This window comes from Actinoplanes sp. NPDC049548, assembly GCF_040676695.1.
GTDB lineage: Bacteria > Actinomycetota > Actinomycetes > Mycobacteriales > Micromonosporaceae > Actinoplanes.
This window is the reverse complement of record NZ_JBFAPM010000005.1, coordinates 1-22952: the sequence shown is the minus strand read 5'-3', so window position 1 is coordinate 22952 and position 22952 is coordinate 1. Positions and strand designations below refer to the sequence as shown.

The following is a 22952-nucleotide window of genomic DNA, read 5'->3' as shown; positions in this document are numbered from 1 at the left end:
CGGAGAGAGCGAGACAGCGAAGATGGCGGAGAACACGGGGAACCTGCTCCCGGTTTACATGGTGGCCGACGAGTCGTTCTCGATGAACGACTACATCGCCAACCTCAACGAAGGACTGGCTCAGCTCCACGACGCGCTTCTCGGCGAGCCGATGGCGGCGGCCAAGGTACGTTTCACGATCCTCGGATTCTCCGACGACGTGCAACTGCGGCTGGCGATGGCCGACCTGCGGCGGGAGAACCAGCTGCCCCAGTTGATGGCGCGCGACCGGACCGCGTACGGGAAAGTCTTCGAGGATCTTCGCGCGCGGATCCCAGCGGATGTGGCGTCCCTCAAGGGGCAGGGATACACCGTGCACCGCCCGGCCGTGTTCTTCCTCAGCGACGGTCAGCCGACCGACGGCAACGGCTGGCGTCGGGTGCGCGACCAACTGGTCGACCAGGCCCAGACCAAGGCGGCGCCGAACATCATCGCCTGCGGCATCGGCAAAGTGGAGGCGCAGACCATGCTCGACGTGGCGACCAAGCCGGAGTACGCGTTCGTCTCGACCGGCGCCGACCTGGGCGCGGAGATCGCCAAGTTCTGCGCCGCGCTGACCAAGAGCATCGTGAAGTCGGGCCGCACCATCGGGTCGGCGGCGCCGGAACTCGTGGTGGAACGGCCGCAGAACTTCAAGATGGCGATCGATGTGGTCTGACGATGTTCGCATCCTTCCTGCGCCACGCGCTCGACTGGTTCATCGACGGTGACGAGAAAGCCGGGCCGGCCGCGACCCCGGAGCCCCGAAGGCAGCAGCGCGACCTCCATCCGCCGCACGTGCCGGCCAACGGCAGCGTCTACCAGGGCGGTGGGCGCCCGCCCGACAGCGAGGCGCCGCCTCAACGGGAGCAGATCTTCGTAGCGCCGGCGGGGCCGCGGGTGACGCCGGGCCCGCCGATGCCATCGGCCCCTCCGCCGCAGCGGCACGCCGCTCAGCCGGAGTCCCCCCCGGCCGCCCGGGCGCCGCAACCGCAGGAGACCCGGCCGCGCCGCCCGTGGGATCCGCCGGTCGTCGGCAAGCCGACCGCGGCTTTCGCACCGAAGCCGTCGATGGCGAGCGCCTACCGTCCCGACTACATCGCCGACGGGTGGGCCACCCGGGACTTCGTCGTGCGGGCGGCCTCGGTGCGGGGCTACTCGCACCGGGTCTCCGGCGATCCCCGGCAGGACGACATCGCCGTCGCCTGGCACGAGGCGAGCGGTGCGGTGCTGTTCGCCGTCGCCGACGGTGTCGGCAACGCCCCGTTGTCGCACGTCGGAGCCACGTCGGCCTGCCGGGCCGCGATCAGCGCGATGACCACCGGGCTGGACTCGCCGACCGGCCGGGTGGACTGGGCCGGCCTGCTGCAGGGCGCCGCGTGGCAGATCTGTGAGCAGGCGCGGATCTCGCTCGGGCTGCGCGAGATCAACAAGCAGGCGGCGGAGGAGCAGATGGCCACCACGCTGGTGGCCGGGATGGTGCTTCCCCATCCGGACGGCCCGCGGGTGGAACTCGTCCAGGCCGGCGACTCGAGCGCGTGGATCCTGAACGTCCGGGCCCGGCGCTACCAGTGCCTGACCCCGACCAAGTTCCGCCAGGGCGAAGAGGTGTTCAGCAACTCGGTCGTCGCGCTGCCCCGGGTGCCGCCGACGGACGTGAAGCACGGGCTCCTCAACCAGGGCGAGATCCTGCTGGTCGGCACGGACGGTTTCGGGGACCCGCTGGGCGACGGCAACAACATGATCGGCGACCACTTCGCGGACGCGTTCCACGAGCTGCCCCCGGTCCTGAAGTTCGCCAACGACCTCGACTTCTCGCGGGAGACCTGGGACGACGACCGGACCCTGTTCGCGCTCTGGCCGCACCGGTCCCGGGGCTGAGACAGTGCCGGCCGACGTGGCTCCCGAGGTGGATCGGGATGTCCTGGGCGTGCTGCGCCGCGTGGGCGATGGCGGCCAGGGCGTCGTCTACCTCACCGACAAGATTAAGATAAACAGGACGTGGTCGGCGGCCTACAAGGAATACCTGCCGGGCACCTCGTTCGACCCGGACGTGCTGAGCCGCATGGTCGGCTTCGTGCCCGAGCTGGACGAGGGCAGCGGGCGCTGGTTGTGCGAGACCACGGCCTGGCCGGCCGCGCTGGTACGCACCGGCGGGCGGGTGACCGGGTTCCTCATGCGCCAGATCCCGGAGCGGTTCCGGATGCCGTGGGGCGACGGCGGCGCCGATGTGCCGGCCGCAATGCAGTACCTGCTCAACCCCGAGGCGTACCTGAAACGGAAGTCGATCCACCTCGACTACCGCCTCCGCTTGCGGCTGCTCGAGTCGATCGCGGACGTCATGGCCCGGCTGCACAGCCTCGACGTGGTGGTCGGCGACATGTCACCGAACAATCTGCTCATCGACCTCAACGACCCGGCCTGCTTCCTGATCGACGCCGACGGCATGCGGCTGCGCGGCCAGGACGTGCTGCATCAGGTGGAGACGCCGGAGTGGCACGTGCCCCGCCCCGGCCGGGAGCCGATCGCCACCAAGGCCTCGGACTCGTACAAGTTCGGCCTGCTCGCGGCCCGGCTCTTCGCCCAGGACCAGATGGGCCAGGACGTGTCGGTGCTGGCCGGGGTCTCCGGCGAGCTCGCGGTCATGGCCCGGCGCAGCCTCGACGTCAACTCCACCATCCGGCCGTCGCTGGGCGACTGGCGAGGCGCGTTGCAGAAGGCCGTGGTCGCTCCGCTTCCGCCGTCGAGGCCACGGGCGCCGAAGCCCTCGACGAGGTCGCGGCCCACCAGCCCCCAGCCCACGAAGCCCCGGCCGCCGTGGATTCAGCCTCAGCCGACGAGACCGAACGGGACGGCGCCGGTGCGCGGCTTCACGTTCCCGGTGCCTACCGGCACCAACCAGTACATCGCGCCGGTCCCGCCACAGCCGAAGGTCGCCAGGCCGACGGCCGCCGTTCCGCAGCAGCGAAGGCCGGAAGACGATCATTCCGTCTTCTCCATGGTGCTCGGCTTTGCCGTCATCCTTCTCGGCCTGGGGTGCGTCATTGGCTTGATCGTCTACATCGTTGGGCTGTTTTGACCGCCGGTGCGGCCCGCGGGCGGACATACCATGAGGGAATGATGACCGGCCACCCTCGTGAGCCGTTCTGGTATGCCTTGCACGAGAGCCAGCGTGCGGCCCTCCTGAAGATGGGATCGATGCGGCGCTACCGAGCCGACGAGGTGCTGGTCCGTGAGGACGACCGGTCCGACTACGCCTTCGTGCTGCTTGAGGGCTGCGTCAAGGTCTCGGCCATCGGCCATCACGGCTACCAGGCGATCCTCGGTCTGCGTGACCCCGGTGAGCTGGTCGCCGAGCTGGCCAGCCTGGACGGCGGCGAGCGGATGGCTACGCTGACCGCGATCACCGAGGTGGAGGTGCTGCGGTTGCCGGCCGCCTCGTTCAAGCCGTTCGTCCGGACGGAACCCGACGTGGCGGCCATCATCCGGCGTACGCTGTCGGCCCGGTTGCGTGAGGCCGACCGCTCCCGGGCCGCGGCCGGCGCCGAGTCCGCCCAGCAGCGGCTCGCCGCGCTCCTGCTGCACCTGGGCCGCCGGTACGGCAGCCGGGAACCCGAGGGCCAGCTGGTCATCGAGCTGGCCCTGTCCCAAGAGGACCTGGCCGGGCTGGTGCTCACCTCGCAGCGCTCGCTCGCCCGCATCCTGGCCCTGTGGCGCGCCGACAACCTGGTCCTCACCGGCCGCCGCCGCGTCGTGTTGGTCCGTCCGGCCGAGCTGGCGAGGTTCGCCGACGACGCTTAGATGTCCTGGTATTCGACCTTGGGGTGCCCGTACGCCGGCCCGACCCGATCCCAAATCTTGACGAACTCCTGCTTGAACCGGCTCGACATCTTCGACTCCTTGTCGCCCAGGCGGCGGTCCGGCCCGTTGCGCACCGAGCGCCCGCAGCCGTGCCGGCTCATCTTCACGCCCCAGCGCTGATAAGCGTCGTCCGCTGCCTTCGAGTGTTTGAAGGCCAAGACCAGCTGGTTCTTCAGCGCTGTGCCCTCGGGCAGGTCAGTGACGTCCAGCGCCCGCGCCGCGGTGAGCGAACGCTGACGGGCCGACGAGGCCAGGCCGAGGTCGGCCGCCGCGCTCTTCGCCCGTTTGCAGTTTTTCAGGCTGCCGACCGCGTTCTTGACCTTGTTCCGCACCGGCACCGAGGCGACGAGCAATGCGGCGACCCGGTCGGCCTGCTCCTGAGCGTCCGAGTGGCCGAGCTCGGAGACCGCCGCGGACGCTTCGCGCATCCAGGACTCGATCTCGTCCGTGTGGGTGAGGCCGTACCCGAGGATCAGAGACAGCACGGCCAGGCGGGCCATGCTGCGACGCCGGACTCCGGCCATGCGGCGCCCGAGACGGACCAGGAGGCCGGGCTGTTGCCGCACCGTCGGGACGAACGGAGGAGCGGCCCTCGGAGGTGCAACGCGCGGGCGCGGGACAGTGCTCTGAGGCACGGCAGCCGGCCGCGGGGTCCCGCTCTTGATCGCGGCCTTGCGCAGCCCGCTCTCCCAGGCGCTCAGACTGGGAAGGCCGTCCGTCTTTCCGGACAGGGCGCGTACGGCCAGCGAGTGCACGCTGGTGCCGGCGCGTTGCAGGGCGTCCGGCTCGGTCGTGCTCTGGTCGCCGGCGAACAGGCGCACGCAGAAGAGCGCCAACTTGTACGCGTCGCTGGTCGCGGTGGCCAGCCCGCCGCCGGCCGGTACCTCCCAATCGGTGGTCTCCACCTGCGGCAACGCGGTCCGGCCGTGCAGGCCCATCGCATCGCAGTCGATGAAGTGGCAGCGTGGCGTGCCGCTGCGGCTGTAGAGCAGGTTGTTCGGCGACAGGTCGCCCACCGTGAGCCCGATCCCGTGGAAGAAGCGCAACGTCCGCGCGATGTCGGCGAGCAGTTCGAGCCGGAGCTGGTCGTTGATCTCGATGCCGACCCGATCCAGATAGTCGGGAGGATTCAACAGCAACTGGGTCTGGCCGAGTTTGCGCTGTACGCCGCGCATCAGCCGGATCGAGGTGTGGAACCGCTTCGGCACCAAGGCCATCGTGAACCCGCAGACACGGCCGCCATCGGTGACCGCGTCACGCGGCCAGGCGGCTGCCGCCAGAAGCTGTTGGCGTTCCGCACCGGACAGCCGCTCGGGCAGCGCGATCAGGTCGGTGAGCACACCCGTGTCCAGCTGGTCCAGTGCCTCAGTGGTGTACGCCTTGTAGACGAGTGGCGGCGACGAGGAACGCGGCAACGCGTACACCGTGCCCTGGCCGCCGGAGCCGAGCTCGTCACCCAGCGGGCCCAGGCTCGCCAGCGTCACCGAGCCCATGCATGCCTCACTCTCCTCATCGGGAATCCGCACCCGTAGAGGAGGTATCCCTTTCGCGGGTGCGTCGCCATGTCATCTGGCGTAGTGACGGGATCAGGCGGGCGTAGCCGCGCGGCGGGAGACCCGGTAGCCGACCCCGGCCGGCAACGCCGACCGAATCACCTCGTCCAGGCCGTTCAGCGGCTCGTCCGTGTCGAGCAGGACGGTAACCGGTTGTGGTGGCTGCCGGACCGGCGTCTCGGGGCGGGCCGACCACGTCGCCGTGCCCGGATCGACGATCTCCGCGGCGACGCCATACCGGAGCTCGATCAGATCGGCCAGCCCCCGGGCCGTGCCACGCTTGCGATAGCAGCGCACGAGCCCGGAGACCAGCCGGCGGCCGTTGCGGTCGTCGAGCAGGCGCGGACTGTCCACACCGAGCACCTGATACATCCAGGCCAACACGTCGGAGGGGGCGACGTCCGGCGACAGCAGCATCGGCAACCGCTCCGCGAACGACGCCACCGGCGCGGCGACCGCGTCGACCGCTTCGGCGACCAGCCGGACCGGGGCACCCGGCGACGTGCGAGCCGCCGTCTCAGCCGCCACGCTGAGCGTCTGCTCCGAGGGGGAAGCGTCGGCCGCCACCGTCTGAACCCACAGCGCTTGACCGCTGCGGTGATCGGCCTCCAGGGTGAGGTCCGCGCTCGGGGCCAGGTGGTGGGCTCCGTCGGTGAGCGCCAGACGTACGGTGAACGGGTCATCCGCGCCGGGCGGAACGGCGATCCGCCGGGCCGACGTCACCGCGTCCCCGTACCAGCCCGAGTCGTCCCGATGGCACAGACCGACGTCCAAGCCGAGCCCCAGCCGGACCCGATCGGGGAGCAGGGCGGCCAATTCTCGCGCGAACCGCCGGCTCAGCCCGGTGACGGCCGCGGGGTGCGCGATGATCAGCAGGTCGGCGGCCGACCGGCTGCGCTCGGTCGCCGGCCAGTCGAGGCCACACCGCCGGAACGCGTCAGGGAGCACGGTGCCGGTCATCTCGTCCCAGCGAGGCGCGGGCTCGCCGGCGGCTATCACCAAGGCCGCTCGCAACGACATGCCTGCCATGCTCTCGATTCTGACGTGGACGGACGTGCGCGGCACCACCCGTACGCGTGGTCCTGGTCGGCTACTCGCACGCGGTTACGGCCCGTATCGGCCAGATCTACGACCTGGCGGACATCACACATGCGCGGGTCCGGCGTGCGGTCAGTCGTACTGCGGTGCTCATCGCAGTCAAGCCCGCGGCACGCAACGGACCCGCAACGGGATCGGGCGTGCCATCCCCAGGGTCGAGGATCGTCTTTCGTTCCCGGGTGACACCACGCTGACGACTCGTGCCTCATCGGGGCAGCCACTGTTGCCAGGTGGAACGGTGGCTGTCGAGCCACCGTTTCGCGGGGCCGCCGCTGATGACGATCTTGACCGCCACTGGCGGCAAAGACACCGCTGCGGACTTCCTAGAGCGCCCGGACACGATCCCTGATCCTTTCGATCGATTCGATGGGCAGCTCGCCGAGCTGCTGCTCGATCCGCAGGTAGCCCTCGGTCACCAGGTCCGCGACGGTCACCCGCAACACGCCGAGCGGCAGCTTGAGGCCCACGGCCAGGTCGGCGACGGACATCGGCGCCTGGCACAGCTCGACGATGCGCCGGGGTTCGAAGCGCAGGGGCGCCGACAGTACGGCCGGGGCGGCGTGCAGCATGGTCTCCACTCGCAGGCCGTGCTGCAGCGGCCGGGTCCGGCCCCCGGTGAGCATGAACGGACGTACGACGACGTCGTCGATGTCGGCCTCGGGCGCCCGGTGAGCGGGTCCGGGTTCGCCCGGACCGGCGTACGGGATCACGTGTGGGTCCGGTCCCCACTCTCCCCGGTGCTCATCGGGGCAGGTACTGCCGCGCCGGACTGTCGCCATAGGACTGCCGCTAAAGCGACAATGATCAATGCCTCGGCGAAGGTTCTCCTCCAGCGGACCCCAATAATCCGGGCATTCGGTACAGAAAGGCGCTGAGGGTGCGACAAGCATGGTCCGGTGCGCGAGATAGCCCGGTCATGCGGGGTTTTCAGGTCGTTCACAGCTTCCTATGACCGCTTTGAGCTGGGACTGCACTTACTCTGGAAGAGCACGACCCTGCGTGCCTCAACTCAAGGGAGCTGGACACAGTGAAGACTTCGAACCCGGTGCTCTCGCGCCTCGGCCAGGCGGCCGAGCGGGAGCGCGCGGCCGGATACGGACCGTACGGACCGCCCGCCGGTCAGCCGGGTTACGGTCAGCCGTACCCGTCGGCCACGGGCTACCCTGCCGCCCCACCCGCGGTGCAGCCCATGACGATCGACGACGTCGTCGTCAAGACCGTGACGCTGCTCGGCATCACCGGTGTCTCCGCCGTCGCGGCCTGGAACCTGATCCCCGACAGCCTGATGGGTGCCGCCTGGATCGGTGCGGCGGTCGTCGGCCTGGTGCTCGGTTTCGTCATCTCGTTCAGCCGGATGGCGAACCCCGCCCTGGTTGTCACGTACGCGGTGGTCGAGGGCGCCTTCGTCGGCCTGGTCAGCAAGTTCTTCCAGGTGATCGCCGGTTATCAGGGCATCGTCCTGCAGGCGGTCGTCGCCACCTTCGGCGTCTTCTTCCTGATGGCGTTCCTCTACAAGGCCCGGGTGATCCGGGCGACCCCGAAGTTCGTCCGCGGCATGATCGCGGTGATGGCGGGCCTCTTCGCCGTCATGCTGATCAACTTCGTGCTGGCGCTCTTCGACGTCAACACCGGCCTGCGTGACAACGGCCCGCTCGGCATCGTCTTCAGCCTGGTGTGCATCGTCGTGGCGTCGCTCAGCTTCATCCTCAGCTTCAACGAGGTCGAGGAGGGGGTCCGGATGGGCCTCCCGCAGCGCTACTCGTGGACCGCGGCGTTCGGCATCCTGGTGAGCCTCATCTGGCTCTACATCGAGATCCTGCGCCTGCTGAGCTTCCTGCAAGGCGACGACTGACGATCAAGGCGACACGACGCCCGGCCCGCCTCAGGCGGGCCGGGCGTTTCGCTTTCGGTAGGGTCGCCGGGTGGCTGCCGAAGAACTCCGCGTCGCGGTCCAGCGCTTGCTGACCCAGGTCGGCCACTGGGAGACCGGCCGCTGGGCCGCGTCCGCCGGCGACGGCACCCGCGGCGACCTCGTGTTCGGCCTGGTCCAGCGCCTCGCCGACCTGTCCGCGGCGGCCGAGCGCCGGACGCCGCGGCCGGTGCCCCGCGACCACGACATGATCCTGCCGGACCAGCTCCGCGTCATGACCGACGACCTTCTCGCCGCGGACGCAGCCGAGGATCTGCTCTGGGCCGCCGCGGACGACGTTCTGGCCGTACGCAAGAGCCTGAAATGAGATCCGCCGGAGCCGGCGCCCCGTTCGGCAGCCGGACCCGGCGGAAGATCAGTCGCGGCGTCAGCTCAGCCGCTCGAGCACCATCGCCATGCCCTGGCCGCCGCCGACGCACATCGTCTCGAGGCCGATGCTCTTGTCGTGCCACTCCAGCGAGTTGAGCAGGGTGCCGGTGATGCGGGCGCCGGTCATGCCGAACGGGTGGCCCACGGCGATCGCGCCGCCGTTCACGTTCAGCTTCTCCAGCGGGATGTTCAGCTCGCGGTACGACGGGATCACCTGGGCCGCGAACGCCTCGTTGATCTCGACCAGGTCGACGTCGTCGATGGTCATGCCGGCGCGCTTGAGCGCCTGGCGGGACGCCTCGACCGGGCCCAGGCCCATGATCTCGGGGGAGAGGGCGGTGACGCCGGTCGACACGATCCGGGCCAGCGGGGTGATGCCCAGCTCGCGCGCCTTGGTGTCGCTCATGATCACCACGGCCGCGGCGCCGTCGTTGAGGGGGCAGCAGTTGCCGGCGGTGATCCGGCCGTCGGGGCGGAAGACCGGCTTGAGGCCGGCCACGCCCTCCATCGTGACACCCGGGCGCGGCCCGTCGTCGGTGGAGACCACCGTGCCGTCCGGCGTCGTCACCGGGGTGATCTCGCGCTGCCAGAAGCCGTTCGCGATGGCCTTCTCGGCGAGGTTCTGGCTGCGGACACCGAACTCGTCCATGTCCTCGCGGCTCACGTCGTACGCCTGGGCGAGGTTCTCGGCGGTGTAGCCCATGCCGAGGTAGATGTCGGGGAGCTGACCGTCCTCACGGGGGTCGTGCCAGACGCCGCCGTTCTTGGCCGCCTCGGTGGTGCGTACCCGGGCTTCGGCGAACTTGGGGTTCTCCCAGCCGCCGCCGACGAGCTCCTGGGCCTCCGGCGGCAGGCCGTCGGAGTTGCCGCGGAAGAAGCGGGACACGGTCTCCACGCCGGCCGAGACGAACACGTCACCCTCGCCGGCCTTGATGGCGTGGAAGGCCATCCGGGTGGTCTGCAGCGAGCTGGAGCAGTAGCGGGTCACGGTCGCGCCGGGCAGCCCGTCGAGGCCGAGCAGCGTGGCCACCACGCGGGCCATGTTGAAGCCCTGCTCGCCGCCGGGCAGGCCGCAGCCGAGGTAGAGGTCCTCGATGAGCGTCCGGTCGAGCTGGGGCACCTTGCTGAGGGCGGCGTCGACGATGGTGGCGGCGAGATCGTCGGGGCGCAGGTCCTTGAGCGAACCCTTGACGGCCCGGCCGATCGGGGAGCGGGCGGTGGCGACGATGACAGCTTCCGGCATGAGCCAACGTTAACGCGCCAGTAACTTAACGCGGAAGCATTACTTCGTCACACCGAAATGTCCTTTACTCCTGGATCGAGCGGCGGCCCGCCGCCTGGGCGGCGTCCAGCACCGCGGGGTAGAGCGCGTGCGCCCACACCCGGTATCCGTCCGCGGAGGGGTGGAAGCCGTCGTAGCAGAGCGTGCCGGCATCGGCCCGGAACACGGCACCCGTCTCGTCGGCGAGGTCCACGACCACGCCGCCGGCCTCCTTCACCGCGGTCGCCTGGGCACGGGCCGTCCGGCGCCCCTGCCAGGCTGCCAGCTGCCGCAACGGCTGGGCGATGGAGCGTACGGCGCCGAGGTCGGGACACGTGCCGACGACCACCTGCACGCCCGCGTCGCGCAGCCGGCGCACCGCGTTGCCGAGATGCTGGGCCGCCTCCTCGGGCCCGCGCAGACCGGTCGCGTCGTGGGCGCCGATCAGCACCACCGCCACGTCCGGGCGGTCGCCGAGCAGCGCCCGGGCCACCTGGGTGGCGAGGTCGGTCGAGCGGGAACCGGCCACACCCACGCTGGACAGCAGCACGTGCCGCTTCCCCGTCTCGGGGGTGCCGTCGGCCAGCAGCCGGGCCAGCTGGCCGCCGACCGTCTCCGACAGCCACTCCACCCCGACGCCGATCGCGGCCGAGTCACCCAGCAGGACCAGGCGCAGCGCCGGCGCGGCCGACGGGCCCATCGACGTGCGCAGCGCGAGACCCATGGTCGGCTTGGCGTACCGCCGGCTCTTCGCGGCGATCGCCTCGCCCGCGAGCAGGGCGACACCTCCCACGGCCGAGGCGAACAGCGTCGTGGCCGCCGCCCTGCCGATGCGTCCCGTCAGGCCCGTCATGTCGCCTCCCTGCCGCCGTACCCGTGCTCCGGCTGCCGTCAGTCGACGGCCGCTTGATGATCCTCCGGCCTCCAGCCTACGGCGCCCGCCGCCGACCGGCTGGTCCCGCGCGTAACACCGGACAACCCGGGGATGCCCGAGGAACCGGAGAGCAGCGCTGCCGCCCGGTTGCCGAACCAGGTGTGCGGCTCGCCGAACCACGGGTGCCGGCGCAGCTGCGCCCACCGTCCCGCCGGCCCGCGCTCCCGGCCGTCCACCTTCGCCGCGCTCACCTCGGTGCCCGCGGCGCGCACCGCCTCATGCGCCGCCTGCGACAGGCTGCGCACCCCGTCGGGCCCGCTGGCCGGCTCCCGGTGTTCCTCACCGAGCACCGCCATGAGGGTCGGCATGATGACCGCCGCGGCTCGGGCGTACCCCTCCACCGACGGGTGGAAACGGTCGGCGCCGAACATGCGTACCGGATCCGCTTCGAACGTGGGGCCGAGCAGGTCGCCGAGCGAGACCGTGCGTCCCCCGGCCTCGACCACCGCGACCGTCTGCTGGGCCGCGAGCTGGCGGCTCCAGGAGCGCGCCAGCCAGCGCAGCGGCGGCTTGATCGGCTGGATCGCGCCGAGGTCGGGACACGTGCCCACGACGACCTTGCAGCCGACGGCGCGCAGGCGGCGGACCGCGTCGCTGAGATGGCGGATGGCGGCGGCCCGCACGGAGGCGTGGGTGACGTCGTTGCCGCCGATGATGATGACGGCCACCTCGGGGTCGTACTCGAGCGCCGCGTCCACCTGGTGCGGCAGCCCGGCGGAGGTGGCGCCGACCACGGCGACCCGGTGCAGGCGCACCGGACGGCGCAGGCGACGGGAGACGCCCGTGGCCAGCAGGGCGCCCGGTGTCTCGCGCGGGCGGTGCACCCCGTAGCCGGCCGCGGTCGAGTCGCCGATGATGACCATGCTCAGCGGCTTGCCGGGGAACTTCGGGCCGTACAGCCCGTCGCCGCGTGGGGGAGGGGCCTCGGCCATCGGGATGATCCGGCGGGCGTCGGCCGCCTGGCGCAGCAGCACGCCCGCGGAGAGGAGTGTGAATCCCGCCGCGGCCCCCGTGACGCCGCCCGCGACCTGGCCCGCGAGCCTGATCCGGCGACGATCCGCCTCTGTCCAGTTGCGCACCTTCTGCACGCTGTCCCTCGCTCTCGCTCGGCTTCCGGCGATGGTGGGGCCTTCGAGATTAACGCGGGTGTGCGACACGCGGCTGAACCCCGCGCCGAGGGGGCATAACTAGCGCATGGACGTCATGCTGAGGACGGCGAAAGGGGACGACCATGGCTAGAACGTTGCGCCGGACCGCTGCGTTCACCGCCCTCGCGAAGGCCCTGATGAAGGGCAACCGCGGGGGCCCCTCGATCGGCAAGCGGCTGGCCGCGCTGCCCCGGATGATGAAGGCCACCACGCGCGGCGAGTACGACGGCGGGCTGCGAGTGGCGATGATGGCGGCCGCGACCGCGTACGTGATCTCGCCGATCGACGTGATCCCCGAGGGCTTGTTGCTGGTCTTCGGGCTCGTCGACGACGCCGCGATGATCGCGTGGCTGGCGGGCACCGTGCTCAGCGAGACGGACCGGTTCCTGGAGTGGGAGCGGGAACGCGCGTCCATCCTGCCCGGGACCGTCGTGCCCTGAGACGTAGGCTGACCTGACAACACACTGGTCAGCACCGAGAAGGGCACAAAGACGTGCGGTACTACGACAACGTCGTCGAGATCATCGGGGACACCCCCCTCGTCCGGCTGCGTAGCGTCACCGACGGCATCGCGGCGACCGTCCTCGCCAAGGTGGAGTACTTCAACCCCGGCGGCTCGGTGAAGGACCGGATCGCCCTGCGCATGGTCGAGGACGCCGAGAAGGCCGGCATCCTCAAGGAGGGCGGCACGATCGTCGAGCCGACCAGCGGCAACACCGGCGTCGGCCTGGCGCTGGTGGCCCAGCTGCGCGGCTACCGGTGCATCTTCGTCTGCCCCGACAAGGTCAGCGAGGACAAGCAGAACGTGCTGCGGGCGTACGGCGCGGAGGTGGTGGTCTGCCCGACCGCCGTCGCCCCCGAGGACCCCCGGTCCTACTACAACGTCTCCGACCGGCTGGCCCGCGAGATCCCCGGCGCGTGGAAGCCGGACCAGTACAGCAACCCGGCGAACCCGCGCTCGCACTACGAGGAGACGGGCCCGGAGATCTGGAAGCAGACCGAGGGCCGGATCACCCACTTCGTGGCGGGCGTCGGCACCGGCGGCACGATCAGCGGCGTCGGGCGCTACCTCAAGGAGCAGGGCGGCGTGCGGGTGGTCGGCGCCGACCCCGAAGGCTCGGTCTACTCCGGCGGCACCGGCCGGCCGTACCTGGTGGAGGGCGTCGGCGAGGACTTCTGGCCGACCACCTACGACCGCGGCATCTGCGACGAGGTCATCGAGGTGTCCGACTCGGACTCGTTCGAGATGACCCGCCGGCTCGCCCGCGAGGAGGGCCTGCTGGTCGGCGGCAGCTGCGGCATGGCCGTGGTCGCGGCCCTCGAGGTCGCCCGCAAGGCAGGCCCCGACGACGTGGTCGTGGTCCTGCTCCCGGACGGCGGCCGCGGCTACCTCTCCAAGATCTTCAACGACACCTGGATGGCCCGGTACGGCTTCCTCTCCACGGGTGACGGATCCCCGACGGTCGCCACGGCGCTCGAGGCCAAGGGCGGTGCGATGCCCCCGCTGGTGCACGTCCACCCGACCGAGACGGTCCGTGACGCGATCGACTACATGCGCGAGTACGGCGTCAGCCAGCTGCCCGTCCTCAAGGCCGAGCCGCCGGTCGTGACGGGCGAGGTGGCCGGCTCCATCGCGGAGAAGGCGCTGCTGGACGCGCTGTTCACCGGCCAGGCGCACCTGCACGACACCATCGAGCGCCACATGGGCGAGCCGCTGCCCATGATCGGCGGTGGCCAGCCGGTCAGCGAGGCCGTCGCCCTCCTCGAGAAGGCGGACGCCGCGATGGTCCTCATCGACGGCAAGCCGGCGGGCGTGTTGACGCGCCAGGACCTTCTGGCCCACTTGAGCTGAGGATCAAGATCAAGGTCAACTTCTGGATGTCGTAGCGTGTGGTGGGTACGGACCGCAACTCCCGTCGAGGGCCGGGGCAGGCCGAGCACGGGCGCAAGGCGCCCGGAACGCTCGGCCTGCCCCGGCGACGTGCGTGAGTGGTTGCGCCCCCAAGAGCGTCAGTTGAGTTCGGTGGGGACGGAGACGACGTCCACCAGGGCGTTCTTGCGGAGGACCGTGATCGGGAGGTTCTTGCCGATCGCGGGGCCGAGCATGAGGCGTTGCAGGGCCTGGACGGTCTGGACCTGTTCGCCGCCGGCGGTGATGAGGATGTCGCCCAGGTAGATGCCCGCGGTGCCGGCCGGGCTGCCCGGGACGACCTCGACGACGCGGAGGCCGAGTTTCTGGTCGAGGCGTTCGGCCAGCGGGGGCGGGAGGGGGACCGGGACGCCGGCGACGCCGAGCCAGGCTCGGCGGACGCGGCCGGTCGCGACCAGCTCGCCGATGATCTGGCGGGTGGTCTTGTTGACGGGTACGGCCAGGCCGAGGCCGTAGCCCGCCACCGCCGTGTTGACGCCGACGACCGTGCCGGTGGAGTCGGCCAGGGCGCCGCCGGAGTTGCCGGGGTTGAGAGCGGCGTCGGTCTGGATGACGTTGTCGATGATGCGGACCCGGCGGCCGTCGCGGGCGGGCAGCGAGCGGCCCAGCCCGGAGACGACACCCGCCGTGACCGAGCCGGCCAGGCCCATCGGGTTGCCCACCGCGACGACCAGCTGGCCGATGCGCAGCCGGTCGGCGTCGCCCAGCGGGGCAGCGGGCGCGCCCGGGTTGTGCACGCGCACGATGGCGAGGTCGGAGAGCGCGTCCGCGCCCACCACGTCGAACCGCGTCTCGGTGCCGTCGGCGAACGCGGCGCTGCCCCCGGAGGCGCCGGCGACAACGTGCGCATTGGTGATCAGGAAGCCGTCATCGGTGAAGGTCACTGCCGAGCCCGCGCCGGCGCCCCGGGCGGTACGGACGCTGAGGGCGGCGACGGAAGGAAGAAGGCTGGTGGCGACGCCTGTCACCACCTGGCTGTAGGCATCGAGCGCCTCCGTTTCGACACCCGTGTGTTCGGTATCCATGGACCTGTCAACATCGCCCCCGCTCCCATTGATGTCGGTACCCCGTCCGCCCACGGCGAACAAAGACGGTCACAGATAGTTGCGAGGGTCGCACACTCAGTCCGATCGGCGTCCGGGGGGCGGGGGTTGTATGGGGTACGACAGAGCCGCGCACCGCAGGACGGAGGTTCGTACACCATGGTCATCGTCGACCAGGCCGCACCGGCCGGCATCGTGGACCGGCTGCTCTGGCAGGACGCCCAGCGGATGCTGGGGCGCCACGCCGAAGCGGGCCACGACGGCAACTGTGTCTGGTGCGGATGGCGGTGGCCCTGCGCCCCCCGGCGCATCGCCGAGCGAGCGGATGCCGCCTCCCGGCGCCCGTGGCGCGAAGCGTGGACCCTGCGCCACGACCTCAACAGCATGCGCGACATCCCCGGGGTGTTCGACGACAACCGGGTCCGCCGGGAGACGCGCAAGACCGACGACCTCAACCGAGGCCGCTTCGACTGATCCGACCAGGCGTCGGCCGGGAACTTGACCGTCCCCCGGCAAGGATCCGACTCTCCTCGGCCCGGACCCGACGCCACACCGCGGTGCCATCGCCGTAGCCCCGCCAGCGCGAGCGATGTGCCGCACCCGGACCCGCCCCGCCGATCGACCGGCACGCCTCCGCCGGTCGGCGCCTCCGGCCAGGCGCAAACCCGGCAGGGGCGGGCGCGGTAGGCGGGAGTGCGTGACCACAGGTTCCCCCGCATTCACTCGGTCACGCGCTCCCGCCCTCCCTTCGACTCAGACCGCTCGTGAGTAGCGGACCTGGTCCACCGGCTCGGTCCCGATCGTCTCGACGCGGGTGACGCCGTCCGCTGTCCAGCCCCCGCGCTCGTAGAAGCGTCGCGCGCGGCTGTTGCCCGCCAGCACCCACAGCACCGCACGCGGGGCGATCCGGCTCAGCGCCGGCAGCGCGTCCAGCATCAGTGCCCGCCCGACCCCGGTGCCGACGAAGGCCGGGTCGGTGTGGATGGCGCTCAGCTCGGCGACGCCCTCGTCCAGGCTCGGCCCGAGATAGGTGAAGCCGGCCAGGACATCCCCGGCGACCGCGACCGTGAGGCGGTGGGTGTCTCGCTCCCACTTCCAGCGCTCCGCCCACCATTCGCCCATCGCGCCCGGGCCGCCGAACGTCAGCGCGGCGGGGGAGAGGATGCCGGCGTACGCGCTGGCCCGGGACCGGAAATGCAGGTCTCCGATCTTCGGCAGGTCGTCGTCAGCCGCGGGCCGTAGCTGCACGTTCATGCGACGAGCCTAGGCGCGGGGGCACGGGCACCCGCATCAGGTCCTCGGCGATCACGATGTCGCCGTCGAACTCCGCCCGGGCCTCGTCGAGGAAGCGGGTGCTGTCGGCGTACCGCTGGGAGAAGTGGGTGAGGACCAGCGTGCGCACGCCCGACTGCCGGGCCACCGACGCGGCCTGGCCGGCGGTGAGGTGCCCGACCTGCGCGGCCATCTCGGCGTCCGCGGCCAGGAAGGTCGACTCGATCACGAGCAGGTCGGCGCCCTCGGCCAGCGCGAAGACGTTGTCGCACAGCCCGGTGTCCATGACGAAGGCGAACTTCTGGCCGGGCCGCGGCGCGCTGACGTCGTCGAGGGTGACGGTGCCCGAGCGGCCCGTCCGCTGCAGCTCGCCGACCGCCGGGCCGCTCATCCCGTACGCCTCCAGCAACGCGGGAACCATGCGGCGCCCGTCGGCCTCGGCGAGGCGGTACCCGTACGTCTCGATGGAATGCCGGAGGGGCAGCGCGGTGAGCGTGCCGCCGGAGGTCTCCGCGCGGAAGCCGCCGGACACCGGCTCGGGCCGCAGGTCGGCGATGTCGTAGAAGCTGGTCGCATGCCGGAGGCGGTCGAAGTAGTCCTGGCCGCCCGCGGGGAAGTGCACGCGCACCGGGTGCGGCACCTTGTCGAGCGAGATCCGCTGGATGATGCCGGGCAGGCCCAGCGAGTGGTCGCCGTGGAAGTGGGTGATGCAGATGCGGGTGAGCGGGGTCACGGCGAGGCCGGCCTGCAGCATCTGGCGCTGGGTGCCCTCCCCGGGGTCGAAGAGGATGACCTCGTCGTCCCAGCGCAGCTGGTAGCCGTTGTGGTTGCGGTGGCGGGTCGGCACCTGGCTGGCCGTGCCCAGGATGGTCAGCTCGCGCATCGGTGCTCCCTGCCGGCGGAAATGAAGCGACCCCCGGGGACTTCCACGCGCCTTGCGGTGCGTGGTCCGGTCGGACAAGGCCGGATCCCCGGGGGTCGGGTGGCTGTCTGGTATTCGCCGCACCGCTGCCACACGGTCTCGACGTCCTGCAGAAAACTTTCTCGAAGCTGTCGAGGACAGCGGCTAGCGGACAGCCACCTCACGAGTCCCGTTGCTATACAACTTCGGACCACCTCCCTTCACGTGTACGGCCACGTTAACCACCGGGAGGGCCCGACGACAACGCCTTATTTCTCACTACAGCCGAGGGAATACCCGGGGGGACATTTCGGTCCCTTCGACCGCCAGGGACGCCGGGCCGACGATCTGCGGGTCGGGCGTGCCGACGACCTCGGCGTCCTTGTCGTCGTAGTCGAAGCGATCGAGCACGAAGCGCATGGCCTCGAGCCTGGCCCGCTTCTTGTCGTTGCTCTTCACCACGGTCCACGGGGCGTCGGCGGTGTCCGTGTAGAAGAACATCGCCTCCTTGGCCTCGGTGTAGTCGTCCCACTTGTCGAGCGACTCGAGATCCATCTTCGAGAGCTTCCACTGGCGTACCGGGTCGACCTGGCGGATCGCGAAGCGGGTGCGCTGCTCGCCCTGGGAGACCGAGAACCAGAACTTGACCAGGTGGATGCCCGAGCGGACCAGCATCCGTTCCAGGTCGGGAGCCTGGCGCATGAATTCCAGGTACTCGGCGCGGGTGCAGAAGCCCATCACCCGCTCGACGCCGGCCCGGTTGTACCAGGACCGGTCGAACATCACGATCTCCCCGGCGGCCGGGAGGTGCTTGATGTAGCGCTGGAAGTACCACTGGGTGCTCTCGCGCTCGTTCGGCTTCTCCAGCGCGACCACCGAGGCGCCGCGCGGGTTCAGATGCTCCATGAACCGCTTGATCGTCCCGCCCTTGCCGGCGGCGTCGCGCCCCTCGAAGAGGATCACGAACCGTTCGCCGGTGGCCTTGCACCAGTTCTGCAGCTTGAGCAGCTCGATCTGCAGCAGGCGCTTGTGGTGGTCGTACTCGGGACGCGACAGCCGCTCCTGGTACGGGTAGTCCTCGCGCCACGTGTCGACCGGGCTGCCGTCGGCGTTGAGCAGCACCGGGTCGTCGTCATCGTCGTCGGCCACCCGGTACCCGCCGAGCTCGGCGATCGGCCCCTTGTAAGGCGGCGTGGTGATGTCCTCGCCGGCCTGTCCCTGCTCCTGCTCCTGCTCTTGCTGTTCCTGCTCGGCCTCCATGCCCATTTCATACCCCGCCGTGAGGGTCTGACTCAGCCGAGCCAGGAACGCAGCTTCTTATGGCGCGAGGCCGCGATCACGGCGGGCAGCTCGTGGAAGGTGTCCTCGCCCACGCGCTGCTGCCGGGCGTACAGGACGCCGTAGTCGAAGGCGTCCGGCGCCGTCCGGGCCACCTCCCTCAGCACCTCACGAGCCACCACCGAGTCCTGGTGCGCGCCGAGCACGTCCTGCAGGTCGGTCAGTGCCGAGATCAGCTTCTTGCCCGGTTTCCCGGCCGCCGGGGCGAACACCTCGACGGCGTACCGGGCCTGCTTGTACTTCTTGCGGGCCTCGTGCAGCTCCGCGTCGACCCCGTCGGCGACCGCCGTGTCGAGCAGCGCATCCGCCCGGTGCAGCACCTTGCGGACCCGGCGCAGCGCACCCCCGTCGTCGGGGCGCCCCTCGTCGACGAGCGTGTCGACGGCGTCCAGCAGGCCGAGATACCGGTCGCTGTCCAGCGCCTCGACCAGCGCCTGCCGGCCGCGGGTCACGTCGTCGTCGAGCTTCGCGCGGATCCGGTCGGCCACCTCGGGGAACGCCTCGGCGGCCGCCACCAGCTTGCCCTCGAGGACCTGGCCGTCGCGGACCGCGCCCAGGCAGTGCGCCAGCCACCGCAGCTCACCGTTGAGGAACTGCGCGCGCTCGGGATCGAACGCGTCCTTGAACGTCTTCAGCGTGCTGCGCAGGCGCCGGGTTCCCACGCGCATCTTGTGCACGGCCTCGGCGTCTCCGGCCCGTACCGCCTGATCCTGGGCCTCGATGGCATCGCGCTGCTCCCGGGCGTACCGGAGAACAGGGTCGGTCCTGCGCCGTTTGCCGGTCTTCGGGACGGCGAGGCGATCGCCGAGCGCGCGCGCAAGCTTGGAGGGTCCGGCCGCCCGGGTGGCACCGGCCGCCGCGAGCAGGCCCTCCACGGCCTCGAGCACCTCCGGGCCACCGTCGACCAGCTCGACCTCGAGCTCCTCCCACCGCTGGGTACCGTCGTCGGTCGACGCCTCCACCTGATCCTGAGCGACCAGCGCGAGCGTCCGGCCGTCCGCGTCGCAGAGCGGCGTCTCCACCCGCCGCGTCCGCAGCGTGGCCACCGGCCGCAGCGGCCGCGTCCGGGCCACGCTACGGACCATGGCCACGAGCTCGGCGGGCACCTCGTCGCCGTCGGTCAGCGGCAGCCGGTGCTCGGTCCGCGCAGAACCGTCGCCGGGCGTCTTGAGATGCCACCCGGCATCCGTCCCCCCGGTACGCCGGCGCAGCGTGAGCTTGTTGCGGGCCAGCCGGAGATCCTCGGTGTCGAAGTACGTCGCGTCCAGTTGATGGGTCTCGGCCTCTCCGGCCCCGCTGACACCGCCGGCCCCCGCCACCTCGGGCAGGGCGAAACCCGACGGTACGTCGTACTTGCGCTCGTTCTCCGTGGCGGTCTGCATGCGCCCCAGTCTGGCGGATGTGAAGCGGCACAGCGACCTCTCAGGAGCCCGAGGCACCCTTGCGCCATGCAGGAACCAGAACGACGCAAGGTCTCCCTCGCCGGCCTCGGGCTGATCAGCGCCGGTGCCGTGCTCGGACTGGCGCTGGCCGGGCCCGCCACCGCACCCGACGACGCCGCCGCGGGCCCGCCGGCCGCCACGGCCCCCGCGGACCCGCCCGCCCCGCCGAAGGCTCCTAGCTGATCCTTCTCAAGACCCCTGGGGAGCCCCGGCGCGCGTCCCCCCGTGCGTGCGCCGGCTCCCCAGGCCATTCCTCACACCCGGGCCTCGCCACGACTGCGCAGATACTGCGCGCGCGAATAGTGGGCAGCGGCAGCCCCGTAGTACATAGTCGCCAGCGACACGTGGAAGCTGTTGTCGGTCAACGCGTTCTTCGCCTGCGCGGTCTCGGACCACCGAATCTCCGCATCGGACTCACTGATCCCGCGCCGCGCGCACCGGACCCGGTTCATCTCCTTGCCGATCCGCCACGTCTCGAGAGCTTCCTCGGCGTTCCGCATCATGGCGCGGGCCTTCTCGATCAGGGACTCGGCGAGGAGCCAGGCGGCATGCTCGTCATCGTGGTGGATCGCTTGCATGGTGGCACCTCCCGAGGGCTACCTCCTGAATTGTCGGTCCATTCAGTGTGTGAGACGCCTTCGGCGCCTGTCGATCTTTTCCACCCGCACGTGTTACACCCGCCGCCCGAAACCGGACAGTGGTCATGAACTGCCTCAGCGTGCGGGCTGTCGGCGCCAAGTGTGACCCGGCCGTGCCTACCCTCCCCGGGGAACGCCAGGCTGCAGCCGTCGGCAATCACGCGGCCGGCCGAGTCGGGTTCTTTCTTCGGGTCGACGACTTCGACGCCGCGTACCGAAGGAAGGTGGAAGCTGGGGTGACGTTCGGCCCCTGACCCGGCCGCTGATGGGTTCACCAGGTGTCGAAGCGGCGCATGATATTTCGGATGATGCCCTGCACGACTTGCCTGTCACGAGAGTGCACGAATTCGATGAGGCCTTGTGTGTCGGAGTCCTCCGGTCCGGCGGCCCTCATGCACAGCGCCGTGGAGAAGTCTTCGGTGAGTAGGGCGATGGTGGTCTCTTCCCGGAGGGAGTCCCGATCGTCGAGCCGTTGCGCGTGCACGTCACCTACGTCGGTCAACGCTGAACCGCCGAGCAGGCCGAGGTAGGTGACGCGATCAACGGCAGCGGTGAGCCTAGGCAGCCATCTCGGCGGCTGTCCCGGCTCATTGACGACGCACAGCAAGATGCCTCCGCGGCCGCGATCCAGCGTTGTCGCTACGACGTGGTCGACTACCGCGTCGGCCATGTCCGAGTTCGCCGTGCGTACGGCGTGCCGACGGGAAGCGATCGCGAACGGTGTGTCGAGCTGCGCCGCTTGGATGTGCGGCTGGGGCCTGTTCGCCAAGTCGGGCGCACTACGGTGGCGACCCATCATGGCCTCCAGCGGGCCCGGTCGACCGAAAAGCCACCCCTGGCCCCATCGGGCGCCCAGAGCCACGGCGTTCACCGCGTCTTCCGAGGTTTCCACGCCTTCGGCCAGTACGGTGGCGCCGCTACGGTCGGCATATGCCGAAACCGCGGCGGCTGTCGCTTGTGTATCCGCCGAGTACGGATCACGAACCAGGTGCATGTCGAGCTTGACCACCTCAGGCTTGACAAGCGGGAGAAAGGCCAGTGAGGCGGGGTCAGCGCCTACGTCGTCCAGGGCGACGGCATTCCCGGCTCGGTGTACGAGATCAGCGAGGCGCAGCAGCGCTGCCGGGCGGCTGGTCAGCGCGCGCTCGGTGAACTCCAGCACGATACGGAACGGCAGGCCGCGGTAAATCAGTTCGGCAAGGTCTGCGGACAGCGGCCGGCTCAGCCCGGCCGGTTCGGCGTTGACGAAGAGCAGAGCCGGCGTCAGCGGCCCGGCTTCAAGGGCCGTCTCCAAGGCGCGTGCAAAGCAAAGTTGATCCAGTTCCGTCAACAGGCCGGCCGAGATCGCGGCGGCGAACAGCGCGTCGGGAAATTCCAGCGGAGAACCCGCCGGGCCGCGTGCCAGCGCCTCAACCGCAACAACCTCCTCGGTGGCGAGATCCACGATCGGCTGGAATACCGGATAGACGGCACGCTCAGCAATGATCCGCTCGATCAGCGACCCGGACGAGCGCCGCAGCGCCGAGACCGTACTCGGCTGTTGCCGGACCATCCGCTGCCCCCGATACGCTGCCAGTCGTCCTTGCCACTATCGCGCTTCGGGGCGCAACCTGAGCGTCCAACTGCCAAATCCGACCGTCCGCTGCCGTGCACCTACGCAGGTCAGCAAGGCAAGCGGCAAGTGCAGACAAGGGACCAGCGACTCGCGTGCTTGTCGCCGGTCCCCTTGTCATGCGGCTTGTCCGCTGGTCAGGACGGGTCTCCTGAGCGTTCCGGAGGGGCACGGTAGCTGAGCCCTGTCGGGCCGTGGTTGCAGTAGCCGCCCGGGTTCTTGCTGTCGGACAGGTACTGCTAATGGTAGACCGTTCGCTAGGTAATTTTGAAGCCCCTGACCTGCGGTATCAGCGCATCGTGTCCGCCGCCGTCTACTGCGCTCCTCGGCCATTGTTACTCAGTTGGTGGTTCGCGGGCTTGGGTCACTCTCGGGTGTTCGTGCCATGTTGTCTGTTTGATCGCTGTGTCATCGTGGTGGCACGTTGTGTCGGGTGACCGGGGGTGGGGATGGCTCGGCTGGTGGTGGCCGTGGACCCGGTCGTAGGTGCGGACCGGGCTGCATTGGCCAAGGCGTGGGCTGGTGATGAGGAGGCCGCCGCGCTGGGTACTGCCTCGTTGCGCCCGTCCGCTCCGGGCACGTTCTTTCCCGATGTGGCGGAGTT

23 protein-coding genes and 1 pseudogene are annotated in these 22952 nt (G+C 70.5%); 11 read left to right on the top strand and 13 right to left on the bottom strand.

The annotated features are described in order from the left end of the window. Positions 1-22: 22 nt before the first annotated feature. The 4 genes from AB0J80_RS12040 to AB0J80_RS12025 all read left to right on the top strand — a co-directional run bounded on the left by AB0J80_RS12040 (position 23) and on the right by AB0J80_RS12025 (position 3819). The gene (locus AB0J80_RS12040) at positions 23-697 is read left to right on the top strand and encodes a hypothetical protein (protein WP_364703792.1); all 675 of its coding nucleotides are present in this window, start codon (positions 23-25) and stop codon (positions 695-697) included. Positions 698-699: 2 nt separating this feature from the next. After that, positions 700-1899, top strand: a complete 1200-nt coding sequence (locus AB0J80_RS12035) for a protein phosphatase 2C domain-containing protein (RefSeq protein WP_364703791.1) — start codon at positions 700-702, stop codon at positions 1897-1899. A gap of 16 nt (positions 1900-1915) precedes the next feature. After that, positions 1916-3097 carry a hypothetical protein gene (locus tag AB0J80_RS12030; RefSeq protein ID WP_364703789.1) on the top strand — a complete coding sequence of 394 codons (1182 nt, stop codon included), beginning with the start codon at positions 1916-1918 and terminating at the stop codon, positions 3095-3097. Between the two features lie 119 nt (positions 3098-3216). Further along, positions 3217-3819, top strand: coding sequence for a Crp/Fnr family transcriptional regulator (locus AB0J80_RS12025; protein ID WP_364703786.1), 603 nt, complete (start codon positions 3217-3219; stop codon positions 3817-3819). On the opposite strand, the gene AB0J80_RS12020 is transcribed toward AB0J80_RS12025, so the two are convergent. The 3 genes from AB0J80_RS12020 to AB0J80_RS12010 form a co-directional block, all read right to left on the bottom strand. Then, positions 3816-5372, bottom strand: a complete 1557-nt coding sequence (locus AB0J80_RS12020; protein ID WP_364703783.1) for a hypothetical protein — start codon at positions 5370-5372, stop codon at positions 3816-3818. The genes AB0J80_RS12025 and AB0J80_RS12020 overlap by 4 nt on opposite strands. Positions 5373-5465: 93 nt before the next feature. After that, positions 5466-6452: a phage tail protein gene (locus AB0J80_RS12015; RefSeq protein ID WP_364703780.1), complete on the bottom strand. Its 987-nt coding sequence runs from the start codon at positions 6450-6452 to the stop codon at positions 5466-5468. Positions 6453-6853: 401 nt separating this feature from the next. After that, on the bottom strand, positions 6854-7153 hold the full coding sequence (locus AB0J80_RS12010; protein WP_364704465.1) for a DUF742 domain-containing protein: 300 nt from the start codon (positions 7151-7153) through the stop codon (positions 6854-6856). Between the two features lie 404 nt (positions 7154-7557). Between AB0J80_RS12010 and AB0J80_RS12005 the strand changes: the two genes are divergently transcribed. Continuing rightward, the gene (locus tag AB0J80_RS12005) at positions 7558-8382 is read left to right on the top strand and encodes a Bax inhibitor-1/YccA family protein (RefSeq protein ID WP_364703777.1); all 825 of its coding nucleotides are present in this window, start codon (positions 7558-7560) and stop codon (positions 8380-8382) included. Positions 8383-8452: 70 nt separating this feature from the next. After that, positions 8453-8767, top strand: coding sequence for a hypothetical protein (locus AB0J80_RS12000; RefSeq protein WP_364703774.1), 315 nt, complete (start codon positions 8453-8455; stop codon positions 8765-8767). 60 nt (positions 8768-8827) lie between these two features. Here the strand turns inward: AB0J80_RS12000 and AB0J80_RS11995 are convergent, their stop codons facing one another. The 3 genes from AB0J80_RS11995 to AB0J80_RS11985 all read right to left on the bottom strand — a co-directional run bounded on the left by AB0J80_RS11995 (position 8828) and on the right by AB0J80_RS11985 (position 12103). Beyond that, on the bottom strand, positions 8828-10072 hold the full coding sequence (locus AB0J80_RS11995) for an acetyl-CoA C-acetyltransferase (protein ID WP_364703771.1): 1245 nt from the start codon (positions 10070-10072) through the stop codon (positions 8828-8830). Positions 10073-10136: 64 nt separating this feature from the next. Then, positions 10137-10943, bottom strand: coding sequence for an SGNH/GDSL hydrolase family protein (locus tag AB0J80_RS11990; RefSeq protein ID WP_364703768.1), 807 nt, complete (start codon positions 10941-10943; stop codon positions 10137-10139). A gap of 38 nt (positions 10944-10981) precedes the next feature. After that, entirely contained in the window at positions 10982-12103 is a 1122-nt protein-coding gene (locus AB0J80_RS11985; protein ID WP_364703765.1) for an SGNH/GDSL hydrolase family protein, read from the bottom strand. 152 nt (positions 12104-12255) lie between these two features. Between AB0J80_RS11985 and AB0J80_RS11980 the strand changes: the two genes are divergently transcribed. Then, positions 12256-12612, top strand: a complete 357-nt coding sequence (locus tag AB0J80_RS11980; RefSeq protein ID WP_364703762.1) for a YkvA family protein — start codon at positions 12256-12258, stop codon at positions 12610-12612. Positions 12613-12665: 53 nt separating this feature from the next. Next, positions 12666-14024, top strand: a complete 1359-nt coding sequence (locus AB0J80_RS11975; RefSeq protein ID WP_364703759.1) for a cystathionine beta-synthase — start codon at positions 12666-12668, stop codon at positions 14022-14024. Positions 14025-14182: 158 nt separating this feature from the next. On the opposite strand, the gene AB0J80_RS11970 is transcribed toward AB0J80_RS11975, so the two are convergent. After that, entirely contained in the window at positions 14183-15127 is a 945-nt protein-coding gene (locus tag AB0J80_RS11970; RefSeq protein WP_364703757.1) for a trypsin-like peptidase domain-containing protein, read from the bottom strand. A gap of 177 nt (positions 15128-15304) precedes the next feature. On the opposite strand from AB0J80_RS11970, the gene AB0J80_RS11965 reads away from it, so the two are divergent. Further along, entirely contained in the window at positions 15305-15619 is a 315-nt protein-coding gene (locus tag AB0J80_RS11965) for a hypothetical protein (protein ID WP_364703754.1), read from the top strand. 279 nt (positions 15620-15898) lie between these two features. Here AB0J80_RS11965 and AB0J80_RS11960 read toward each other — a convergent pair whose 3' ends face one another. The 4 genes from AB0J80_RS11960 to AB0J80_RS11945 all read right to left on the bottom strand — a co-directional run bounded on the left by AB0J80_RS11960 (position 15899) and on the right by AB0J80_RS11945 (position 20038). Further along, positions 15899-16399 (bottom strand): GNAT family N-acetyltransferase, encoded by a 501-nt coding sequence (locus AB0J80_RS11960; RefSeq protein WP_364703751.1) that lies wholly within the window; start codon positions 16397-16399, stop codon positions 15899-15901. Continuing rightward, positions 16371-17300 (bottom strand): ribonuclease Z, encoded by a 930-nt coding sequence (locus tag AB0J80_RS11955; RefSeq protein ID WP_364703748.1) that lies wholly within the window; start codon positions 17298-17300, stop codon positions 16371-16373. The genes AB0J80_RS11960 and AB0J80_RS11955 overlap by 29 nt, the downstream gene beginning before the upstream one ends. A gap of 297 nt (positions 17301-17597) precedes the next feature. Then, complete coding sequence (ppk2, locus tag AB0J80_RS11950) at positions 17598-18578, bottom strand: polyphosphate kinase 2 (RefSeq protein ID WP_364703745.1); 981 nt, start codon at positions 18576-18578, stop codon at positions 17598-17600. Positions 18579-18610: 32 nt separating this feature from the next. After that, positions 18611-20038 carry a CYTH and CHAD domain-containing protein gene (locus AB0J80_RS11945; RefSeq protein ID WP_364703742.1) on the bottom strand — a complete coding sequence of 476 codons (1428 nt, stop codon included), beginning with the start codon at positions 20036-20038 and terminating at the stop codon, positions 18611-18613. A 66-nt stretch (positions 20039-20104) separates the two neighbouring features. Here AB0J80_RS11945 and AB0J80_RS11940 point away from each other — a divergent pair, with 66 nt between their 5' ends. Beyond that, positions 20105-20281 carry a hypothetical protein gene (locus AB0J80_RS11940; RefSeq protein WP_364703740.1) on the top strand — a complete coding sequence of 59 codons (177 nt, stop codon included), beginning with the start codon at positions 20105-20107 and terminating at the stop codon, positions 20279-20281. A gap of 71 nt (positions 20282-20352) precedes the next feature. On the opposite strand, the gene AB0J80_RS11935 is transcribed toward AB0J80_RS11940, so the two are convergent. Further along, entirely contained in the window at positions 20353-20676 is a 324-nt protein-coding gene (locus AB0J80_RS11935) for a hypothetical protein (RefSeq protein WP_364703737.1), read from the bottom strand. Between the two features lie 188 nt (positions 20677-20864). Here AB0J80_RS11935 and AB0J80_RS11930 point away from each other — a divergent pair. Beyond that, positions 20865-20981: pseudogene (locus AB0J80_RS11930) on the top strand (VOC family protein); the annotation flags it as partial. Between the two features lie 26 nt (positions 20982-21007). Here the strand turns inward: AB0J80_RS11930 and AB0J80_RS11925 are convergent. Then, positions 21008-22288 carry an EAL domain-containing protein gene (locus AB0J80_RS11925; RefSeq protein ID WP_364703735.1) on the bottom strand — a complete coding sequence of 427 codons (1281 nt, stop codon included), beginning with the start codon at positions 22286-22288 and terminating at the stop codon, positions 21008-21010. Between the last annotated feature and the right edge of the window lie 664 nt (positions 22289-22952).

Coding starts and splice junctions, on each gene's coding strand:
- AB0J80_RS12040 (WP_364703792.1), top strand. CDS start 23: ATGGCGGAGAACACGGGGAACCTGCTCCCGGTTTACATGGTGGCCGAC.
- AB0J80_RS12035 (WP_364703791.1), top strand. CDS start 700: ATGTTCGCATCCTTCCTGCGCCACGCGCTCGACTGGTTCATCGACGGT.
- AB0J80_RS12025 (WP_364703786.1), top strand. CDS start 3,217: ATGCGGCGCTACCGAGCCGACGAGGTGCTGGTCCGTGAGGACGACCGG.
- AB0J80_RS12020 (WP_364703783.1), bottom strand. CDS start 5,372: ATGGGCTCGGTGACGCTGGCGAGCCTGGGCCCGCTGGGTGACGAGCTC.
- AB0J80_RS12015 (WP_364703780.1), bottom strand. CDS start 6,452: ATGTCGTTGCGAGCGGCCTTGGTGATAGCCGCCGGCGAGCCCGCGCCT.
- AB0J80_RS12010 (WP_364704465.1), bottom strand. CDS start 7,153: ATGCTCACCGGGGGCCGGACCCGGCCGCTGCAGCACGGCCTGCGAGTG.
- AB0J80_RS11995 (WP_364703771.1), bottom strand. CDS start 10,072: ATGCCGGAAGCTGTCATCGTCGCCACCGCCCGCTCCCCGATCGGCCGG.
- AB0J80_RS11990 (WP_364703768.1), bottom strand. CDS start 10,943: ATGACGGGCCTGACGGGACGCATCGGCAGGGCGGCGGCCACGACGCTG.
- AB0J80_RS11980 (WP_364703762.1), top strand. CDS start 12,256: ATGGCTAGAACGTTGCGCCGGACCGCTGCGTTCACCGCCCTCGCGAAG.
- AB0J80_RS11970 (WP_364703757.1), bottom strand. CDS start 15,127: ATGGATACCGAACACACGGGTGTCGAAACGGAGGCGCTCGATGCCTAC.
- AB0J80_RS11965 (WP_364703754.1), top strand. CDS start 15,305: ATGGTCATCGTCGACCAGGCCGCACCGGCCGGCATCGTGGACCGGCTG.
- AB0J80_RS11960 (WP_364703751.1), bottom strand. CDS start 16,399: ATGAACGTGCAGCTACGGCCCGCGGCTGACGACGACCTGCCGAAGATC.
- AB0J80_RS11955 (WP_364703748.1), bottom strand. CDS start 17,300: ATGCGCGAGCTGACCATCCTGGGCACGGCCAGCCAGGTGCCGACCCGC.
- ppk2 (WP_364703745.1), bottom strand. CDS start 18,578: ATGGAGGCCGAGCAGGAACAGCAAGAGCAGGAGCAGGAGCAGGGACAG.
- AB0J80_RS11945 (WP_364703742.1), bottom strand. CDS start 20,038: ATGCAGACCGCCACGGAGAACGAGCGCAAGTACGACGTACCGTCGGGT.
- AB0J80_RS11940 (WP_364703740.1), top strand. CDS start 20,105: ATGCAGGAACCAGAACGACGCAAGGTCTCCCTCGCCGGCCTCGGGCTG.
- AB0J80_RS11935 (WP_364703737.1), bottom strand. CDS start 20,676: ATGCAAGCGATCCACCACGATGACGAGCATGCCGCCTGGCTCCTCGCC.
- AB0J80_RS11925 (WP_364703735.1), bottom strand. CDS start 22,288: ATGGTCCGGCAACAGCCGAGTACGGTCTCGGCGCTGCGGCGCTCGTCC.